Genomic DNA, 18,338 nt, shown 5'->3' on the forward strand with positions numbered 1-18,338 from the left:
CTTAAGTTGTTGCAGTTACCCGCAACACCTCCTCCACACTGGTTATCCCTTGTAACACCTTTTCACGACCGTCTTGGTCAATAGATTTGCTCACCTTGCGAGCATGCTCAATCATCTTCTGCTCGCCAGCCCCTTCATGAATAAGCAACCTCAATTCATCGTCGACGGGGATTAACTCATAAATCCCTGTTCGTCCACGGTAGCCAGTGTTATTACATTTTTCACAACCAACAGGAGCAAATACCTCCACTCCTTCTGGGATTTTTAAACGAGAAGCTTCCGAAGCTGTCGCTGGCGCAGACTTCTTACACGACTTACACAGAACTCGAACAAGACGCTGAGCCATCAGGGCTTCCAAACTGGAAGACAATAGGAAAGGCTCAATACCCATATCGTGCAAACGTGTCACCGCACCAATAGCGGTATTGGTATGCAGAGTTGAAAGCACCAAGTGACCTGTCAAACTTGCCTGAACCGCAATACTTGCAGTTTCCTGGTCACGGATCTCACCGATCATAACTACATCAGGGTCTTGCCGGAGAATTGCCCTCAAACCACGGGCAAAAGTCATGTCGACTTTGCTATTTACCTGAGTTTGACCAATACCAGGTAGCAGATATTCGATCGGGTCTTCCACCGTCATAATGTTACGAGCGCGGGTATTAAGGAAGCTCAACCCAGAATACAAGCTAGTGGTTTTACCTGAACCCGTTGGCCCGGTGACCAAAATGATACCGTGCGGCTTGTGCAAGCCTGATTCGAAATTCTCTTGCACAGCCTTTGGCATGTTTAACTGACCTAGCGTTAACTGACCAGCGGCCTGATCCAAAATCCGCAATACCACCCTTTCACCATGAGCGGAAGGTAAGGTAGATACACGAATATCTACCGCATGCCCGGCAATCTTTACCGAAATACGGCCATCTTGTGGGATACGTTTTTCAGCAATATCCATACGAGCCATAACCTTTAACCGAGAAACCAAAACAGGGGCAAGCACCGGTTTTGGCGATAACACCTCAGTTAAAATACCATCTGTGCGGAAACGAATAGAAACACGATCTTCGTATGGTTCGACGTGAATATCAGAGGCTTTTTCTTGGATAGATTGGGAGATGATAGCGTTAATCAAGCGAATAACAGGTGCATCGTCCTCACCTGCGAGCAGTTCACCATCATCGATATCATCAGCAAGCTGGGTGAGGTCAAATTCGGCCCCCATCTCTTCAACCGCTTGTTGGGCTTCGCCGTCATTACTCTGGTATACCTGCGTCAACTTAGCTTTAAATTCTTTATCTTCAAGTTTAAGCAATTGCAGCGGTTTACCCATATGCCGGCGCACTTCAAGCAGAGTTTGCGCCGACACTTCTTCGGTATGCAAAATCATACCATTGTCTATCATTACACAGTAATTTGAAGCAAAGGCAAAGGGCAGACGGCTATGGCTGACGGCCTCGACTTCGTCATGATCAACAGCTTCCATTTCCATGTCCATATCCATTGCAACTTCGCTTTCTTCAATCACAAAGCATTACCTCACTTTTTCTTCTTTTTATCGTCTTGAAAAGCGCTGTCAGGTAGATCTTCGACGGGAATTTCTTCAAGGTCTGGAATCACTTGAATTCGATCGTCTCTCAATAGGTGCAGACCTTCATCACGCATACCCGATTGCAAGTCTTGAATTAGGCGATATTTTTCAGCGGTGGCGCCGTGCAGGGTTTCATCATCACGAACAATTCTCGCTCTTAAGAAAACCATAAGGTTAGCTTTACGGTGTGTTGTCGACTGCACTTTAAATAAATGTCCAAGGATAGGGATACGACCTAACACAGGCACACGGGCTTCACCATCTTGAATATCTTCACGGATAAGGCCACCGAGAATAACTGTCTGACCATCAGAAGCGAGTACTTGAGTTGTAATTTCACTCTGGTTGGTAATCAAGTCTGCTGATCCAGCTACGCCATCGGATAAACTAGAAACCTCTTGGGTAATATCAAGCAAAACCTTATTACCCTCATTCACTTGAGGGGTCACTGTCAGAGAGATACCCACATTTTCACGCTGAATAGTGGTAAATGGGTTAGTCGGGTTAGAGGCGTTACCTCCAGTGGAAGTAAATGAGCCAGTTCGGAATGGAACATTCTGACCGACCGATATTGTCGCTTCCTGATTATCCATCGTCAGTATTGATGGTGTCGATAAAATATTGGCTTTGTTGTTACTACGCAATGCAGTAAGAATAGCAGCAAAAGCATCACGACCATCACCGGCAACCCCTAAAGTTTGCCCTGTGCGACCGGCAATACCTGTTGCCAAACTGGACAACACATTATTGTTGTTATTGTTGTTGTTATTATTGTTATTGTTATTGTTGTTGTTATTGCCATTGAGTAAGCCAGCAGCAATACCTAAACTGGTTTCAGAGCCTTGCGATGAACCGCCAAAGACACCGTCTTCTTGATTGGCAAACAACCACTCCAGGCCTAGTTCAGCATTATCATTAACATTAATATCAACAATAATCGCTTCAATAAGTACTTGAGCACGACGTATATCAAGCCGTCCAACAACCGCCAACAAAGAATCTAGGATATCCTTTGATGCAGTTATTAGCAGCGCATTGGTTGCTTCATCAGCTTCCACTGTGGCTTTAGCAGCGGAAGAATTAGCAGAGGCACCGCTCTTACCGCTGGAGGAAACTTTAGAAACATTTTGTACAACTTTAGTAAGTACTTCTGCCACTTCTTTCGCGTCGGCATATTCAAGATAAACTACGCGAACATTACCAGATTGTTTTTGTGGCTGATCTAATTGCCGAATAAGGCGCTTTATTTTCGCCCGTTTCACATCTTCGCCGGTAAGCAAAATAGCGTTGTTACGGGTATCGGCCACCATGGTTAGGCGGTTAGAAGTTGGTCCTTGTTTCTGCTCTTGGCCCTGTATTTTACCCAGCATTGTCACTAAGGCTTCAGAGTCAGCATATTTAAGCTTTACCACCTCTGTTGTGGGCAGTGCTGCGCGATCGATTTTTTCAATCACTTCGCGCATACGTGAGATATTGGCAGTAGTATCGGTAATCACAATAGCATTACTGGGATCATAAGCTGCCAAATGAGAATTTTGAGGCACCAATGGACGCAGTACAGGAATAACCTTAGCGGCGGCGATATTCTTCAGTTGAATGACCTGAGTAACGAATTCACTATCATCACCACGATCGGCTTTATTTACAGAAGTCGGCGATGTCCTAGCATCTTTAATCGGTACGATACGGACAATGTCTCCCACTTCCACAACGGTAAAATCACTAATCTCCAATACCGAGCGAAATAGTGCATAGAGCTCTTCTTGTGTTAGTGCATCATTAGACATTATGCGAATGCGGCCTTTAACCCTGGGGTCAATCACCATGGTTTTGCCGGTCACTTCGGCAACGAATTTAATTACCTCAAGGATATCCGAGTCATTGAACTGAACCGTATACGTCGGTTCAGAATCTACTTGTTCATCCTGAGCCCATGTCACCGGTCCAGAAATGATTAATCCCGTCATCAAAGACATGGCTACTATTTTCTTTAACACGTTGTTATGCACCTGAATCCAAGCTGATCGTTATTGATTGTGTATTACCATCACGTAAAACGGTAAGTTGCGCTTCCGTCGCTGTTTTCATTGATTTATAAACACTGCGAATTTGCTGCGGGTCGTTCACTTCAATACCATTGACTGAAGTTACGATATCGTTGGCCTTGAGGCCGACTTGATTAAATAAAGCTCGGTCGCGACCGGGACGAATGCGATAGCCCACCATCTTACCGCCCTCTCGATGCACGCTAAAGCGCACCACATCGCCGATATTTTTGGGTATTTGGTCTGGCCGAGCAGACGTGCGAATAGCGTCTAGTTTTTGTGGTTGCTGGCTAACGGCTCTTCTCGTTGGCGTTCGTCTCTGGGGCCTGCGACTAGCGGACACTTGTGATTTAAAATCTTCTTCAGAAAATAACCAGAGAGACTCAAGGCTTCCTTTATTATCGAGGATAACTCGTTTCTCCAATACTCTGGCAAGCTTTACACCTCGATTTGCCTCAATCTCATCGCCTATAGCATAGAGCCGCTGTTTATTGCCATCGGCGATAATTGCACTGCCCTTTTCATTACTATTGCTGGCAAAAACACCATGCAGCTTCAAGCGTAACTTGGTGGTCTTTTGAGTATCTATTTCTTGTTCTACTGGAGCTTCTGGCTCCACAGCCACAACCGCTACTGAACTACCAAAGACATCTTTTAGGGGGGCAACAGCTGAATATTTAACAGTCTGTTTAGGCGCTTGCTGAGCGCTTTCGATGGGTGCTGCTAATTTCGTTGGGAGAGGCGCTTGGGGAGTTGGAAAAACCAACCAAAATAACGTTGCACTACTTCGTACCAGCCAAATAATTGCAATCACCAGCACAAGCGTCCGCCAAAAAGACAGAGGCAATCGACGGGCGTATTCCACCAGCGATTGGGACTTCTCTCCCATTGAGGCCAACATGGCATTTTGTGATAACTGCTGCGACAAACCGACTCTCCATTAAACTGTTACGTAATCTGTTGTTTTCACCGCGACTACAAGCACTTTTACAAGGACGGCTAGTGTATACAGACTACCTAAGGATTGATATGGCCTCATTTGCGACTCCATAGTTGTTTCACATTTTTGCTCGCTTTTATCTTTTTTAAGCTAATTTTTATAGCGTTATGATGAATTAGCGCTCAAAAATAGAGCAAAAAAATATCAAAAATCTATGTTTGCTCTACAATTTAATGAAAGCACACAAAAACCACTAAAAGATCAATATAAAGATCAAAATGCCCGCAAAATCACACTTTTGTACTAGGCATCTTAATAGTAATACCTGAAAAGGTAGCAAAGCATTTTCTGGTAAGACTAATTATAGCCGCGAGTTAATAGCCTTAGCTTGTGGTGATAGTTTAGGGTATGTATTCTACACCCCCTTGTCATTCTCTGAGGAAAAGCAGCGGTTAATGAACACAGTTTACCTTCTAAAAAACCAACACAATGAGTATCTGGACAAATCTGGCGAATGGGTTGTGGGAGATAATCAAAAATCCCTCTTTCGTTCCGTGTATAAGGATGAAGCCCTCAATCAAAAAGCCGAGTTCAGCGTCAAAAATTTTGAGCTTAGGATCACTATTACCGAAGCAGAAATTGACGAAAAAGGCAGAGTTATCCTAGCGGAACATGAACAGCAAGCAAACATACTCGCAGAGATAAGTGAAAACACTAATGTCGAACTTGCTGTCAATGATGAAGAGTGTGATGGTGAAAGTAACAATGACACTCATGTCAACATCAGCCTAGGTGAAGATACCGATCTTCAAACCGCTGAGTTGGATCTTTTCGGCAATACAAACTACGAACATGAAAATTCAGCACAGGGCATGCCTAGCGATATTGGAGACAGCCTTGGAGCTAATGTTATAGACAGCCTTGAAGCCGATATTCGAGATAACTCTGACACTCTGGATGTAAGCGAAAACGAGCAAGAGGTAGAAACTAGTGAGGAGCAAACTGCAGTTGATAACGCAACATGTCTCGATAACGCAACTGAGAAAACAGAAATCATAGCAGACATCCCTGTTAACCATGAGGCAGAGGCAGAACAAGGGTTAATTTTGACAGAGCAAAAGGGAACTAATCTTGATTCTATCGCTCCAGAAGGGGATATCATTCCACAATTGCCTGGCGATACAATGTTAAAAGACGATACCCTCGTAGAAAACTCCAGCAAGACGACCATTAGCGCATCTGATAATAGTGAATCTGGGTTAAACAGTGAAAGCTTATTTGAAAAGGATGCTTCAGATGATAACTCTCCTCTTGAACAGGCAATACCTTAATGTTTGAAATCGAATCATTGCCCAAAGGTCTTTTTGATAAAAAAAACACCCCCCTATTATCCGGCATATTGAGAGGTGTAGAGAGAGAAGCATTACGTACGAATCTAGACGGACAGCTATCTCTCAAGCCACATCCTAAAGGATTGGGTTCAGCGCTGATGCATCCTCAAATAACGACAGACTTCAGCGAGTCCTTGCTAGAATTTATTACCCCGCCCACACACCAAGTGGATGATTTGTTATACAACTTGGAAGCTATTCAAAAGTTCGTTGTATCACAACTGGAAGACGAAATTTTATGGGCGACCAGTATGCCCTGCTCTTTAGGCAAAGACAGTGAAATTCCCGTTGCCCAATATGGCTCTTCGAATAATGGTTTGATGAAAACTATTTATCGTATCGGATTAGGACATCGCTATGGGCGCTCAATGCAGACCGTAGCCGGAATACATTACAATTTTTCATTACCTAATGCTTTCTGGGCCTTTTTGCATCAAGAGCAAAATAGTTTAGATGAGTTACAAGATTTTAAAGACAAAGGTTACTTCAATCTTATTCGTAACTTTCGTCGTCACTACTGGTTGTTAATTTACCTTTTCGGCTCCTCACCTGCTATTTGTAAAAGTTTTGTTGCGGGCAAAGACCATCATCTCCAAATGCTTGATGATGGTCATACATTGCATCTGCCCTATGCCACATCATTGCGTATGGGAGACCTTGGCTACCAAAGTACGGTTCAAGAATCTCTTTATGTTTGCTACAACGATATGCTCAGTTACATCAAAACCCTGTGCTGCGCTATCACTCAGCCGCATCCAACTTATGAAGCTATCGGCACAAAAGATGACAGCGGCAAATACAAGCAACTCAACAACAACATATTGCAGATAGAAAATGAGTTCTACAGTTCCATTCGCCCAAAGCGCACTGCTAGATCAGGTGAAACAGCACTGTCGGCCTTGCAAAATAGAGGCGTAGAGTATATTGAGGTACGCTGTTTGGACGTTAACCCCTACAGTCCTTTGGGGATTACGAGAGAGCAGATATATTTCCTCGATACGTTTTTGGTGTATTGCGCGTTACAACAAAGCCCTCCTACAGACAAAGATGAAGCGGCTAAAATTCTTCGCAACCAAAAACGCGTTGTGAATTTTGGCCGCCAGCCCAATTTAAAGCTGGAACATAATATTCATGGTGAAACAGATTTATCTGTTTGGGGTATTGAACTCATAGAAGCTATGAGACCCGTAGCTGAGCTGCTTGATGCTAGCAATCATACTGAAGGCCATCAGGCCTCCCTTGAAATGCAAAAAAGTAAGCTTGTCGATAGCTCTAAAACCCCATCAGCTAAGATTATTAACAAGCTAAGTGAAAATAATTTGAGTTTCGCTAAATATGCATTGGACTTATCTAGTCACTACAATCAATTTTTAAGCACTCACGGCCTACCGGAATCGATCACTAAGCGAATGCACCACATGGCCGAAGAATCCACGAATGAGCAAAAAAGTGTTGATGATACTAGCAAGCAGGACTTTGATCAGTTCCTAGCGGACTATTATAAGCAATACAGCCTTTGCTCGGGTAGTTAAGGCCTAATAGGCCCAGGCTATTTTTGCACAATAAATGAATTAAAAAACACCTCGATCACATCTTCTCGAGGTGTTTTATTTTCAGCTTCTAAAACATCTCGAATCTGCTCCAATGCATCCATTCTTATTTTCTCTCGCCCCTCTTGAGAGCTGACAGTTTCGCTGGTTTGGGAAGAAAATAACATCACCATATTATTGCGTATAAAGGGCATATGGAATCTCACTGCATTGCCAGTGTCGATATTAGCAACTCTCACAGATACTTCTGTTTTGATATAACGCAAACGACCTGCACCGCCATAATTCACCACAAAAGGAGGTTTCAGAGGTAAATAAATTGCAGGGGGAGGTGCGTTTTCTTCGCCTTCTGCCGCTTCCTCTTCAGCGTAGAGATAAACAGATTGAAAACATAGAAATAAAGCGATACATAAGCGACACCAAAGAGGCCACAAAATAGATTTAAGCATTATCTTTCATATACCTCTCAGGTAAGTGGCAAATCGATATGTATTGAGTATAGTCGCTACCAAGTAGGGAGTGAGATATTTTAGATTATTTCTTAATACCTATAAGCTCGTCTTATGCCTATGTCTCACTTAATACCGAGCACATCAAGAGTAAAAGTTCACGGTTAAAGCTTACCACCAAAGCTTCAAACACCTCGCAGATAAATCAGTATCATGCCGGCAAGTTGGCACGAAAAAGCATTATATTGCGCCTTTTCTTCAGGCGTAATTGTTTTTGTTAACGTAAATAAGAGGCGGCATGAAGTATTTCGTTTTGATGACAATTTTAAAAAGCTTCAACCTCGTTATCATTTTTAGCACGGACTATCACAGATTAAATAATGTTTTTTTTACTATACTTACGTAGGAGCTACTAGCGATAACAGCGAATCAAACTATTCCTGATAGATATGTAGATACGTATAAAAGTGAGTGCAGCGCCAGAGAATCACAATAATGTTTGGTACATGTTTAAACGCTTACAAAATGGTACTGATAACACCTAAGTACTCCGACTTTTACATCATGATATTTATATAAAAATTAGTATTGAAACGCTTGCTCTGTGCGCTGAGATACCCTATCTTGGGGTTCAGGGAAAGCAAGGATATCGCTGTAAAAAAAACGATCAGCGATTAGTTTTCAACCACGTAATTTACGTTATTAAAAAGGCAAAGCATACATGTTAGAAGACTGTAAAACCGCACAAGAAAGATGGGGCGGTGTTAGCGAGATAATCGATCGTTGGCTAATAGAACGCAAAGAGCTTCTTATACAATACTGCAAGTTATCCGATGTTGCAGAACAAGCGGATGACGCTTATTGTGCACCATTGGTGCAACGCCTTTGCCAAATCATGGTGGATTATATATCCGCAGGACATTTTGAAGTTTACGATCAGCTCGTTAAAGAAGGCCAAGAATTTGGAGACAAAGAAGGCTTAAGATCAGCCAGCAATTCTTTTAAAATTGTTGATATGAGCACTGAGAAAATCCTAGATTTTAATGACAAGTACCAAGAAACTGATGATTTGGATAACATCCTCACAGATTTGTCACATCTAGGGGAAGTTCTTGCCGCACGTATTGAAGCAGAAGATAGTATGATCGAAGTTCTGCATGTAGCTCACAAAGATAAGGTCGAGTCATAGATTGATCCCGAGCGATTCTCTATAGAGTCGCTAAATCAATCTTAGGGCATTCTTCTCTATTTTGCCTCTAAGGCAAATTCTCTATATCTCATGATCCTCGATATAAAGTGCTATGCTTGGTTTATAGTTATCCCAAGTTAAGTACTTATAATGTGGAACGCGCTAATCTTTATCTTCATTATCTTTTTTCTGACCTCCTGCGATAAAGCAGGTAAGCCAACGGCATCTCTAGAAGTCGCAGCAAAGGGAATTCATGGTGCAGCCTTAAGTGATGATAGCCAATTTGCTGTTGTAGGTTCTATTCATCATGGCGGAAGCTATTGGCATATTCCACCAGAAGAAAGACTTTTTAATTGGAATCATAAACAAAATGAAACCACTACGATTATTGTAGCGGACATTTCTCATAGAGGTAATTGGGCGCTAACAGCCAACCCGTTTAATCTTGTTCTGTGGAATACCAAGTCGGGCGAAGGTGAGCGTTTTTGGTCTGCGCCTGGAGAGATATTAGATGCGGAACTAGGCCCAAATGCAGTATTCGCATTGCTTGGCTTAAGCGACCATAGCGCTGTTATATTTGATATTCGTAGAGGTGGAATACAGCATACCTTTGTACATACCAACCGTGTGCGCACAGTAGATTTAAGCCGTGACGGTAGGCTGGCTTTAACCGGATCAGAAGATTTCACAGCTAATCTATGGGATGTTAAATCTGGTAAAAAACTGACGACGATCAAACACCGAGACGATGTACAGCTTGTAAAATTATCCCCAGATGGCTCTCTGGCTCTATCAGTGAGTAAATATGATCAGGCATTAATATGGGAAACGGCCACAACGGAAGTAGTGGGTGATATTGCGCTCAATGCCGAGAAATTAAAACGAGGCCTGACGTTTATTAGTGCCCGTTTTAACGAAGATAATACCCGGCTCCTGACAGGACGGTCTGATCGCACAGTAGAGCTCTGGGACATCACCAGTATGTCTAAGTTAGCTCGCTGGAAATTACCGAAAAGAAGCGCATGGAAACCCACAAGCGCAGCAGTTATAGATGTGGGTTTTGGGCAAGAGAATACTTACTTCGCTATAGCCTCTAATGGTTTTATTCATAAACTTAAGTGAGTAAAGGTGGATACACAATGCTATTCACTACTCTTTTCAATTCTTAACAGTTCTATCTCGAATATTAGGGTTGCATTAGGGCCAACCTTCCCGCTGCCAGATTCCCCATAAGCTAAGGCTGGAGGGATAAATAATTTCCATTTAGCGCCAGTATTCATTAGTTGCAAACCTTCAACCCATCCAGGGATAACTTGATTAACAATAAAATCAACATTCTCACCACTATCAAAAACTTCTCCGTCGACAAAACTCCCTTGATAATTGACGTAGACACGATCCGTAACCTCAGAAGTTGCACCGCTACCAGGGGTAACAATTTCATACTGTAATCCGCTCTTAGTCGTTACAACATTTTCACGTTTTCCATTTTCCGACAAAAACAACTGCCCTTGAGCAGAATTTCGTTCTGTATCACGAGCTAGCAATTCTTGCCTACGCTCTTGAAGCTCTGTTTGAAATGTCGTCATAGCTGCGCGCATTTCTTCCTTACTCATGCGTGGCTCTACCCCATTATTGAAGTCTGCAATAGCGATACTAGTTACTTCGGCATCTAATGAATAGCCTTCTTTGTGAAGTTGCTGTGCTGTGTTAAAGCCTATGACATAACTTACTTTTTGTTCGATGGTATCCAGCGCAACGTGTGGTTCAACCTTATTTTCAGCAGCTTTTCGTTCGCATGCAGAAGTAAACAATAGGACGCAATAAGCAATCGTTAATTGTTTTTTCATAGCAAAATCCACCGTTGGAAAAGATGCAAAATTAAAGTATATCCAAGCCATGCTCCGTGATACAGTAAAAACGCGCAATGAGTCTCATTGTGACAAAAGAAGGCGCACCAATTTAGGTATACAAGATAAACACTTAATCTATGTATTTTTTTCTTATTGTTATATGGCTATAATTGGTGTGGGAAAAATTGTATGTAGAAGTTGTTTCATAACTCGCGAACGCAGAGTGCAGCCGTTATTAAATGACTTCTAGTCTTTCCCCAAAGACAAGATTATTGTTTTCAAACATTTTCATTTAGCTCATTGACCAATTCACAACAGGGTTTCGACATGGCCGCAAAAAAGAAAGCAACTGTCTCGGTAGAGGGGATAGAGAAAGAAATTGCCCAACTAGAAGCAAAGCTTGAGACAGCTCGCAATAAGAAGCTAGCAACTGCTCAGAAGGCTTTCACAAAGGCACAGACAACAGCAGCAAAAGCCAAACAAAAGCTAGCAACTTTGAATACAAAAACAAAAGCCGCTATGGATGCGTCGAAAAAGACTAAGTCCGCCGCTGCAAAAACACGACTTGAAAAAGCCAAAGCTGCCGCTGCGACGCAAAAGGAGCTTGTCTCTGAGCTAAGCACAGCAATGCAGGCTAGCAAAGCCGATTTAGACCAAATCAAAGATCAAATCAAGCTAGCTAAAGAGATGGCTGCTCTCGCTAACAAGATCACTCAAGAGAAAACCAAAGGTGCTGCACCTAAAAAGGCCCCAGCTAAAAAGAAAGCCGTAGCCAAGAAGAAAGCTGTTGCTAAAAAGAAAGTGGCTGCTGAGGCCGCTACACCTAAAACCACAGCTAAAAAGGCCGCCACCAAGAAAGCTGCCGTTAAGAAGGTAGCAGCAAAAAAAGCCGTAGCGAGTAAACCAAAAGCTGCTCCCAAAAAAGCAGCAGCAAAAAAAGCTGTGGCAAAGAAAGCTGAAGCCAAAACCACTAATGTAAGCTCAGATGCTGATAAGGAAAAGAAAACCACCGCTTCTGCAAACAAAACTACTAAGCCTAAGAGAGTGACAAAGCCTAAGAAGGCAAAGGAAGAAAGCAAAGAAGCAGAGAAGCAAACTACAGTAGCTGCAGCGGAAGTAGTTGAAACCGAAGCTAAAGAACCTTCAACTCCAGCAGTAGAGACTGCCGCTACTCCTATGGAAGTAGAGGAAACGCCTAAAGCTGAAGTATCATCTTCATCAGAAACAGATTCTGAGAACACTAGTAACTCAGAAGAATCTGCTAGCTCCGAAAAGCCTTCAACTCAAGAAGAATCTTCAGCCGAAGCAAAAGAAGAGGATACTGAAGAAAAAGAGAAGCAAGAACCTGAAGCTCCAACATCAGGCAGCCTCTTCGATAGCCTATAATGACAGTCTTTTGTGCTAAATGATTAGTACACAAAAAACCCGCATTTAGCGGGTTTTTTTATACTTTAAAATTGGTATCTATAGAACAATCAATTAACTGCGTCTAGTAGGGTCTGCTGACACTAATTTAATGGCACTATTGAGCTCAAACAGGAGCGTTTAAATTAGTAGCAACGGGCACTGGCATCTCTCTACGGCAGGCACCCAACATTAATGCGGAATTAGCTCGCGCATTTGGCACGCCGATAAAATCTAGGTAATAAAATAAATCAATATTTTGGGCCGTTTTGTCACCGCCTTGTGGATTATCTTGCGAAAGCAAAAACTTCCAAGTGAGATCTTCTAAGCGCTGTAGCAAGAGCTTTTCAACCAGCAACTCCGCTTTTAGGATATGTTTTTTGATATGTTGTGCCTGAACTTTAGTAAAACTTCCTGTTTGTAATAGGGCTCGCCTTACCTCTCTTAGTTTCGCTACAGTTTGCATACTCACCGTATCGATACTAATAAGGACTTCATCCATCCAAGCAACTGGCAAATAAAGGCCTTCAGAATCTAACCAGCAGCACCACAGTATAATATTAACATTGGCATTATACTCATTTTGCAAAGCCAGGCTTTTTTTGGCAATTTCTGGCTGGGAATACACATGCATTGAGAAGTCCCAAAGGGGATTCCCAATTCGGTTACCAAGACTTTGTGCACTAGAATTCTCCACAGTGACCCCCACTTTTTTACCTAAAAGCTTTATTTTCCTGCACCCTCCACAATGGCAATTTATTCAATCATTGGAGTTTATTATCATCGAGAAAACTTTCAATACCATCTATCGTGTTTTGCAACAAAAAACTCGAAAGAATCGATATCAAATATTTTATCGTGACAATCAGAAGAATATGGCGACAGATCAATAGTTAACCTGTTATTTTTTTAAATAGAATGTCCCAAACTCCATGACCTAAACGCTCACCACGTTTTTCAAATTTAGTATCTGGGCGATAATCCGGTTTAACGGAAAAAAGGTAGTCTGGTGACATATTCTCAAATTCAGACGATTGAGACATGATCTCCATCATATGATCAGCGTAGTTCTCCCAGTCTGTTGCCAAATGAAAACAACCCTCTGCTCGCATTTTTCGGGCAACCAAGGCAACAAAGTCAGTTTGAACAATGCGGCGTTTATGGTGTTTTTTCTTATGCCATGGATCTGGAAAAAAGAGTTGAAAACGGGAAACGGACATATCGGGGATACAATCTTCTAACACATCTTTAGCATCAGCCATATAAACACGAAGATTTGTAACTTGCTCATCACCGGCGCGATGAATCAGTCGACCAACTCCAGGGGGGTGAACCTCAATTCCAATAAAGTTTTTTTCCGGCTCTGATTTCGCCATTTCTAAAAGCGAATCGCCCATGCCAAACCCTACTTCAACAACTAATGGAGCTTGTCGGCCGAAAGTTTCCTGTAGATTAACTTCACCGTCAAATAAGCTTAAGCCATAAGTGGGCCACCACTTATCAAAGGCATTCTTCTGCCCTTCTGTCATACGGCCAGCACGAATGACAAAACTGCGAATATCTTTCTTTTTGTATTCAGGTTTCACTTTTTATCTAAATTCTTTTACAGCAGCAAACCAAAGGCAAAGCCAAGCCATAATAAAGCTTAGCCCACCTAATGGTGTAATGATCCCCAGCCATCGAATACCGCTAAGCGCCATTAGATAGAGACTGCCGCTGAATAAAACAATACCAATTACAAACAAAAAAGCACTTTTTAGTAGTAATGTCGAATCAACGTAGAGTTTCAATAAAATAGCATTAGCAAGTAACGCCAGGGAGTGATAGAAATGATACTGCACAGCAGTGTGATAAGTTTGCATCATCTGGACATCCAAATGGGGTTTTAAGCCATGTGCACCAAAAGCTCCAAACACTACAGCAAGACAGGCACTGAGCGCAGCTGCTTGTAATACGCCATTTGCTTTGGCAAAGATAGGAGTCATATGGATTTAGATGCGCAATAGATGAGGAGAGCCAAATAAAATTAGGCTCCCCCTAAAAGAGAGTTATGCTTCCATGTAAACGCGAACTTTCTTCATCGCGTTCTTTTCCAACTGGCGAATTCTTTCAGCAGAAACACCATAAACAGCGGCCAGATCATGCAACGTCGCTTTATCTTCACTCAGCCAGCGCTGATGTAAAATATCACGGCTACGATCATCTAACTTTTCTAAAGCCGACTCTAGACCACTGACATTATTAGCAGCCCAATCCGCATTCTCAAGCATCACAGACGGGTCATAACGCTTATCTTCAAGATAATTTGCTGGGGCCAAGTAAGCGACATCATCATCTTCATCAGCGCCAGCATCAAACGATGCATCCATCGCTGCAAGACGACCTTCCATTTGACGCACATGTTTAACATCAACATTAAGGTCTTTGGCAACAGCACTGGCTTCGTCATTAGTTAACCAAGCAAGACGCTTTTTACGACCACGCAAGTTAAAGAACAACTTGCGCTGAGCTTTAGTTGTAGCAACTTTAACGATACGCCAGTTGCGTAAAATAAATTCGTGCATTTCAGCTTTAATCCAATGCACAGCAAAGGATACTAAGCGCACGCCTTTTTCAGGATTAAAACGTTTGACAGCCTTCATTAAACCGACATTACCTTCTTGGATAAGATCGCTTTCGGCAAGGCCATAGCCAGAATATGATTTTGCAATATGAACCACAAAACGCAAATGAGCCATTACTAACTGACGAGCAGCTTCGAGGTTCTCACCGTAGTACAATTCTTCGGCAAGTTTTTGCTCTTCTTCAGCAGATAGTACCGGGAAGGTATTTACTGCCTGAACATAGGCCCCCAGGTTCTGACCTGGCACCAAAGTATTCACAGGCTGTAGACTTGTTCCCATAGTTTCCTCCGTTTTTTCAGGTAGCGGATTCTAGCACTTGCAATTATACGATTACTAGGGCCTGTTAGCATAAGTGCGACTATGTTGAACAACTTGAGTCATCACTTGATATCTTTCAGAATCTAAAGGTTCCCAGTATTGTTATATATAGGTGCAACTTTTAGTTTTCAAGTTCGCTTTAAAAATAAAAAATGCAATATAAACTAAGATTTTTATAACCTTCAAAAGTTCCCTGCAACAGCACAGGATTACCTTGGCTCAATATGAGACAAGTGACGGCCAACAGCAATCCAAGCGCCAATCCAGCCCAACAAGGTACTGGTTGCCAGCATTTGCATCGCCGATGCAAAGTCCAAACCTCTCAACCTAAAATTACCTTGGTATAACGAAGCGAGACGCTCCACTGAAGGTTCGATCATCATGTAGCCTACCGCAACAATCAGACAAGCTAACACGCCACCAAAAAAACCATACCAGCCGCCAGAGTATAGAAAAGGCCGGCGAACAAAACCGTCAGTTCCCCCTACCAGCTTAGCAATTAGTATCTCGTCGCGTCTGTTTTCTATTGCAAGACGAATGGTATTACCAATAACCAAAAGCACACCAGCACTCAGCAGAATAGCTAGAGCAGTGACAATTTTCTTACCAAGCACCATAATTTCCTGCAACCGTCTTACCCAGTCCATATCCATCTGCACTGCATCAACAATTGCGTCACCTTCTATACGCTCACTTAGATTCCGCAGATCATCCACCCCCATGTACCCTTGCTTAGGAGAAATGATCACTGTTGGAGGCAGAGGGTTTTGCTCTAATGCATTCAGCACGCCTTCAAAACCTGAAAACTCCTGAAAATCAGCTAAAGCATCATCCGGTGACAGGTATTCCACTTTCTCTACTTCAGTAAAAGCCTCAAGTTTACTGATGAACTGTTCAACAGCTGTGGGCTTTGCTCTGATATTTAGATAAACAGAAACTTTGGGGTTTGCATCCCAAGAGGCACCAAGCTCATTCACATTATCTAAGGTCATTAATAATGTCATGGGCAAAGCTAGAGCAATTGCTACCACCAAGGAAGTCATAAGCGTCTGCGCTGGCGTTGCTAGTAAACGCATACAGCTTCCCCAAAAAGAGGTTCGATGATGAGACCAATAACTGCGCGAGCGATCTCCCAACCCAGTTTTGCTTTGCACCGCTCCCTTTAGAGTAACTTTTTCAGGCGGAGGGTTACTTTTTTTTACGGCACCGCGCATTAGCTTTCAGCTCCATATAAAACACCATTGTGCACCAGCTGGCCATGATCCAGTGTCAGTACTCGGCGCTCCAATTTTCTCACCAATGCTAAATCATGACTGGCAATTAAGGTGGTCACTCCTACCGCGTTGAACTGCAAAAATAAATTCATGATTTCTTCAGAGAGTTCAGGGTCTAAGTTGCCAGTGGGTTCATCAGCTAGTAATACCGGCGGCTTGTTCACTACAGCACGCGCAATACCTACACGCTGCTGCTCACCTCCAGATAAGCTAATCGGATTTTGCTTTTCTTTATTGAGCAAACCCACTTTATCAAGAGCAGCACGAACCCGACGCCCAACCTCACGTGACTGATAACCGGCAATCTGTAGAGGCAGGGCCACATTTTCAAATACATTGCGGTCAAAAAGTAACTGGTGATTTTGGAAAACCACTCCAACTTGACGACGATGATAAGGAATTTGCCCCTTTGATAGTCTGTTCAAGTTGCGGCCACCAACTACAACTTCTCCTGCAGTTGGTCTTTCCATAAGCATAATGAGCTTCATCAAGGTACTTTTGCCCGCACCAGAATGGCCGGTTAGAAAAACCATTTCCCCTTCGCTGACATCAAAGTTCACAGCAAGAAGGGCTTCATGGCCGCTTTCATAGCGTTTACTGACATGGCTAAAATTAATCATTAAGGCGTATTCGTTATCGCTTATTTTGAGTGAGCTATATTTAAGCGTTAAAAAGCGCCTGAGTAAATTTTTCTGCGCCAAAAGGCTGAAGATCGTCGATTCCTTCACCAACACCAATGAACCTGACGGGTATCCCATGCTTATTGCTTAGAGCAAAGATAATACCGCCCTTAGCTGTACCATCAAGTTTGGTGAGAGCAATTCCAGTAACTCCTGCCGTCTCTTTAAAATGATCGGCCTGGCTTACCGCATTCTGACCAGTGCCAGCATCAAGCACTAACAACACCTCATGGGGAGCTGCACCATCGAGCTTAGACATAACACGCTTAACCTTGGACAGCTCATCCATTAAATTACTTTTGTTATGTAAGCGACCAGCTGTATCAGCTATCACAATGTCTATACCTTTAGACTGTGCAGATTGCAATGCATCAAATATGACAGATGCGCTATCTGCACCTGTATGTTGAGCGACTACGGGTACATTATTACGCTCTCCCCATACCTGAAGTTGCTCAACAGCTGCAGCACGAAAAGTATCGCCAGCAGCCAACATAACTGAACGGCCTTCATTTTGAAAACGTTTAGCCAATTTACCTATAGTGGTAGTCTTGCCAACACCATTGACACCGACAACCAAAATTACAAAAGGCTTACAGCTGGTATCTATTTCAAGAGGCGCTTCAACCTGCTGTAACATATCACTCATAAGTAATTTGAGTTTTTCAAACAGCGCTTCTGAGTCAGCCAGCTCTTTGCGCGCAACACTTTGTGTCAAGCTATCAATAATTTCAGTGGTCGCCTCCATACCGACATCGGCTATAAGTAACTGAGTTTCAATCTCTTCAAGAAGCTCATCGTCAATCTCTTTTTTCCCTAGTAACAAACGCCCTAGCCCACTGCTAAGTTGCTGGCTGGTTCTCGATAAGCCACGTTTAATACGTGCGAAGACCCCCAGTGAAGGCTCTTTCGATTCAGCCTCACCCGCCTCTTCTGTTACACTTTTATCAGTTTGCGGTGCATCATCTTGCGGTTTTGCATCTTCTTGCTTATTTTTTTTACGCCTAAAAAACATAATAATGTTTGATCCTGA

Annotated in this window: 17 protein-coding genes; 5 read left to right on the forward strand and 12 right to left on the reverse strand. The window is 42.8% G+C overall.

Going from position 1 to position 18,338, the window contains the following annotated elements:
• Position 1: 1 nt before the first annotated feature.
• The 3 genes from gspE to gspC are packed head-to-tail and all read right to left on the reverse strand — an operon-like array spanning position 2 to position 4,561.
• On the reverse strand, positions 2-1,495 hold the full coding sequence (gene gspE / locus BVC89_RS26300) for a type II secretion system ATPase GspE (RefSeq protein WP_281261005.1): 1,494 nt from the start codon (positions 1,493-1,495) through the stop codon (positions 2-4).
• A 41-nt stretch (positions 1,496-1,536) separates the two neighbouring features.
• Positions 1,537-3,585 carry a type II secretion system secretin GspD gene (gene gspD, locus BVC89_RS26305; RefSeq protein WP_245929242.1) on the reverse strand — a complete coding sequence of 683 codons (2,049 nt, stop codon included), beginning with the start codon at positions 3,583-3,585 and terminating at the stop codon, positions 1,537-1,539.
• Between the two features lie 4 nt (positions 3,586-3,589).
• Positions 3,590-4,561, reverse strand: a complete 972-nt coding sequence (gene gspC / locus BVC89_RS26310; protein WP_086934066.1) for a type II secretion system protein GspC — start codon at positions 4,559-4,561, stop codon at positions 3,590-3,592.
• Positions 4,562-5,028: 467 nt separating this feature from the next.
• Here gspC and BVC89_RS26315 point away from each other — a divergent pair, with 467 nt between their 5' ends.
• Positions 5,029-5,904, forward strand: a complete 876-nt coding sequence (locus BVC89_RS26315; RefSeq protein ID WP_086934067.1) for a hypothetical protein — start codon at positions 5,029-5,031, stop codon at positions 5,902-5,904.
• Positions 5,904-7,496: a glutamate--cysteine ligase gene (gshA, locus tag BVC89_RS26320; RefSeq protein ID WP_086934068.1), complete on the forward strand. Its 1,593-nt coding sequence runs from the start codon at positions 5,904-5,906 to the stop codon at positions 7,494-7,496. The genes BVC89_RS26315 and gshA overlap by 1 nt, the downstream gene beginning before the upstream one ends.
• Before the next feature lie 17 nt (positions 7,497-7,513).
• On the opposite strand, the gene BVC89_RS26325 is transcribed toward gshA, so the two are convergent.
• Positions 7,514-7,963 (reverse strand): flagellar basal body-associated FliL family protein, encoded by a 450-nt coding sequence (locus tag BVC89_RS26325; RefSeq protein ID WP_086934069.1) that lies wholly within the window; start codon positions 7,961-7,963, stop codon positions 7,514-7,516.
• Between the two features lie 721 nt (positions 7,964-8,684).
• Between BVC89_RS26325 and rsd the strand changes: the two genes are divergently transcribed.
• Both rsd and BVC89_RS26335 read left to right on the forward strand, forming a co-directional pair.
• Positions 8,685-9,152, forward strand: a complete 468-nt coding sequence (gene rsd, locus BVC89_RS26330; protein WP_086934070.1) for a sigma D regulator — start codon at positions 8,685-8,687, stop codon at positions 9,150-9,152.
• A 150-nt stretch (positions 9,153-9,302) separates the two neighbouring features.
• Positions 9,303-10,274, forward strand: coding sequence for a WD40 repeat domain-containing protein (locus BVC89_RS26335; RefSeq protein ID WP_086934071.1), 972 nt, complete (start codon positions 9,303-9,305; stop codon positions 10,272-10,274).
• A gap of 20 nt (positions 10,275-10,294) precedes the next feature.
• Here BVC89_RS26335 and BVC89_RS26340 read toward each other — a convergent pair whose 3' ends face one another.
• On the reverse strand, positions 10,295-11,002 hold the full coding sequence (locus tag BVC89_RS26340; RefSeq protein ID WP_086934764.1) for an FKBP-type peptidyl-prolyl cis-trans isomerase: 708 nt from the start codon (positions 11,000-11,002) through the stop codon (positions 10,295-10,297).
• Between the two features lie 330 nt (positions 11,003-11,332).
• Here BVC89_RS26340 and BVC89_RS30235 point away from each other — a divergent pair, with 330 nt between their 5' ends.
• Positions 11,333-12,391 carry a hypothetical protein gene (locus BVC89_RS30235; RefSeq protein WP_216825054.1) on the forward strand — a complete coding sequence of 353 codons (1,059 nt, stop codon included), beginning with the start codon at positions 11,333-11,335 and terminating at the stop codon, positions 12,389-12,391.
• Positions 12,392-12,536: 145 nt separating this feature from the next.
• Here BVC89_RS30235 and BVC89_RS26350 read toward each other — a convergent pair whose 3' ends face one another.
• The 7 genes from BVC89_RS26350 to ftsY form a co-directional block, all read right to left on the reverse strand.
• Positions 12,537-13,106: a TIGR02444 family protein gene (locus BVC89_RS26350; protein WP_086934072.1), complete on the reverse strand. Its 570-nt coding sequence runs from the start codon at positions 13,104-13,106 to the stop codon at positions 12,537-12,539.
• Positions 13,107-13,302: 196 nt separating this feature from the next.
• A complete protein-coding gene (gene trmB, locus BVC89_RS26360; RefSeq protein ID WP_086934074.1) occupies positions 13,303-13,995 on the reverse strand; it encodes a tRNA (guanosine(46)-N7)-methyltransferase TrmB in 693 nt (230 codons plus the stop codon).
• Between the two features lie 3 nt (positions 13,996-13,998).
• Positions 13,999-14,394, reverse strand: coding sequence for a DUF423 domain-containing protein (locus BVC89_RS26365; RefSeq protein ID WP_086934075.1), 396 nt, complete (start codon positions 14,392-14,394; stop codon positions 13,999-14,001).
• Positions 14,395-14,457: 63 nt separating this feature from the next.
• Positions 14,458-15,312 carry an RNA polymerase sigma factor RpoH gene (gene rpoH, locus BVC89_RS26370; RefSeq protein ID WP_086934076.1) on the reverse strand — a complete coding sequence of 285 codons (855 nt, stop codon included), beginning with the start codon at positions 15,310-15,312 and terminating at the stop codon, positions 14,458-14,460.
• Between the two features lie 248 nt (positions 15,313-15,560).
• Positions 15,561-16,565, reverse strand: a complete 1,005-nt coding sequence (gene ftsX, locus BVC89_RS26375) for a permease-like cell division protein FtsX (RefSeq protein ID WP_086934077.1) — start codon at positions 16,563-16,565, stop codon at positions 15,561-15,563.
• The gene (ftsE, locus tag BVC89_RS26380) at positions 16,565-17,245 is read right to left on the reverse strand and encodes a cell division ATP-binding protein FtsE (protein ID WP_086934078.1); all 681 of its coding nucleotides are present in this window, start codon (positions 17,243-17,245) and stop codon (positions 16,565-16,567) included. The genes ftsX and ftsE overlap by 1 nt, the downstream gene beginning before the upstream one ends.
• A 40-nt stretch (positions 17,246-17,285) precedes the next feature.
• Positions 17,286-18,320, reverse strand: a complete 1,035-nt coding sequence (gene ftsY / locus BVC89_RS26385) for a signal recognition particle-docking protein FtsY (protein ID WP_086934079.1) — start codon at positions 18,318-18,320, stop codon at positions 17,286-17,288.
• Between the last annotated feature and the right edge of the window lie 18 nt (positions 18,321-18,338).

This window comes from Agarilytica rhodophyticola, assembly GCF_002157225.2.
GTDB lineage: Bacteria > Pseudomonadota > Gammaproteobacteria > Pseudomonadales > Cellvibrionaceae > Agarilytica > Agarilytica rhodophyticola.

What these genes read in the sequence shown, in the direction of transcription:
- gspE (WP_281261005.1), bottom strand. Translation starts at nt 1,495, where the DNA reads ATGGACATGGAAATGGAAGCTGTTGATCATGACGAAGTCGAGGCCGTC.
- BVC89_RS26315 (WP_086934067.1), top strand. Translation starts at nt 5,029, where the DNA reads ATGAACACAGTTTACCTTCTAAAAAACCAACACAATGAGTATCTGGAC.
- gshA (WP_086934068.1), top strand. Translation starts at nt 5,904, where the DNA reads ATGTTTGAAATCGAATCATTGCCCAAAGGTCTTTTTGATAAAAAAAAC.
- BVC89_RS26325 (WP_086934069.1), bottom strand. Translation starts at nt 7,963, where the DNA reads ATGCTTAAATCTATTTTGTGGCCTCTTTGGTGTCGCTTATGTATCGCT.
- rsd (WP_086934070.1), top strand. Translation starts at nt 8,685, where the DNA reads ATGTTAGAAGACTGTAAAACCGCACAAGAAAGATGGGGCGGTGTTAGC.
- BVC89_RS26335 (WP_086934071.1), top strand. Translation starts at nt 9,303, where the DNA reads ATGTGGAACGCGCTAATCTTTATCTTCATTATCTTTTTTCTGACCTCC.
- BVC89_RS26340 (WP_086934764.1), bottom strand. Translation starts at nt 11,002, where the DNA reads ATGAAAAAACAATTAACGATTGCTTATTGCGTCCTATTGTTTACTTCT.
- BVC89_RS30235 (WP_216825054.1), top strand. Translation starts at nt 11,333, where the DNA reads ATGGCCGCAAAAAAGAAAGCAACTGTCTCGGTAGAGGGGATAGAGAAA.
- BVC89_RS26365 (WP_086934075.1), bottom strand. Translation starts at nt 14,394, where the DNA reads ATGACTCCTATCTTTGCCAAAGCAAATGGCGTATTACAAGCAGCTGCG.
- rpoH (WP_086934076.1), bottom strand. Translation starts at nt 15,312, where the DNA reads ATGGGAACAAGTCTACAGCCTGTGAATACTTTGGTGCCAGGTCAGAAC.
- ftsX (WP_086934077.1), bottom strand. Translation starts at nt 16,565, where the DNA reads ATGCGCGGTGCCGTAAAAAAAAGTAACCCTCCGCCTGAAAAAGTTACT.
- ftsE (WP_086934078.1), bottom strand. Translation starts at nt 17,245, where the DNA reads ATGATTAATTTTAGCCATGTCAGTAAACGCTATGAAAGCGGCCATGAA.
- ftsY (WP_086934079.1), bottom strand. Translation starts at nt 18,320, where the DNA reads ATGTTTTTTAGGCGTAAAAAAAATAAGCAAGAAGATGCAAAACCGCAA.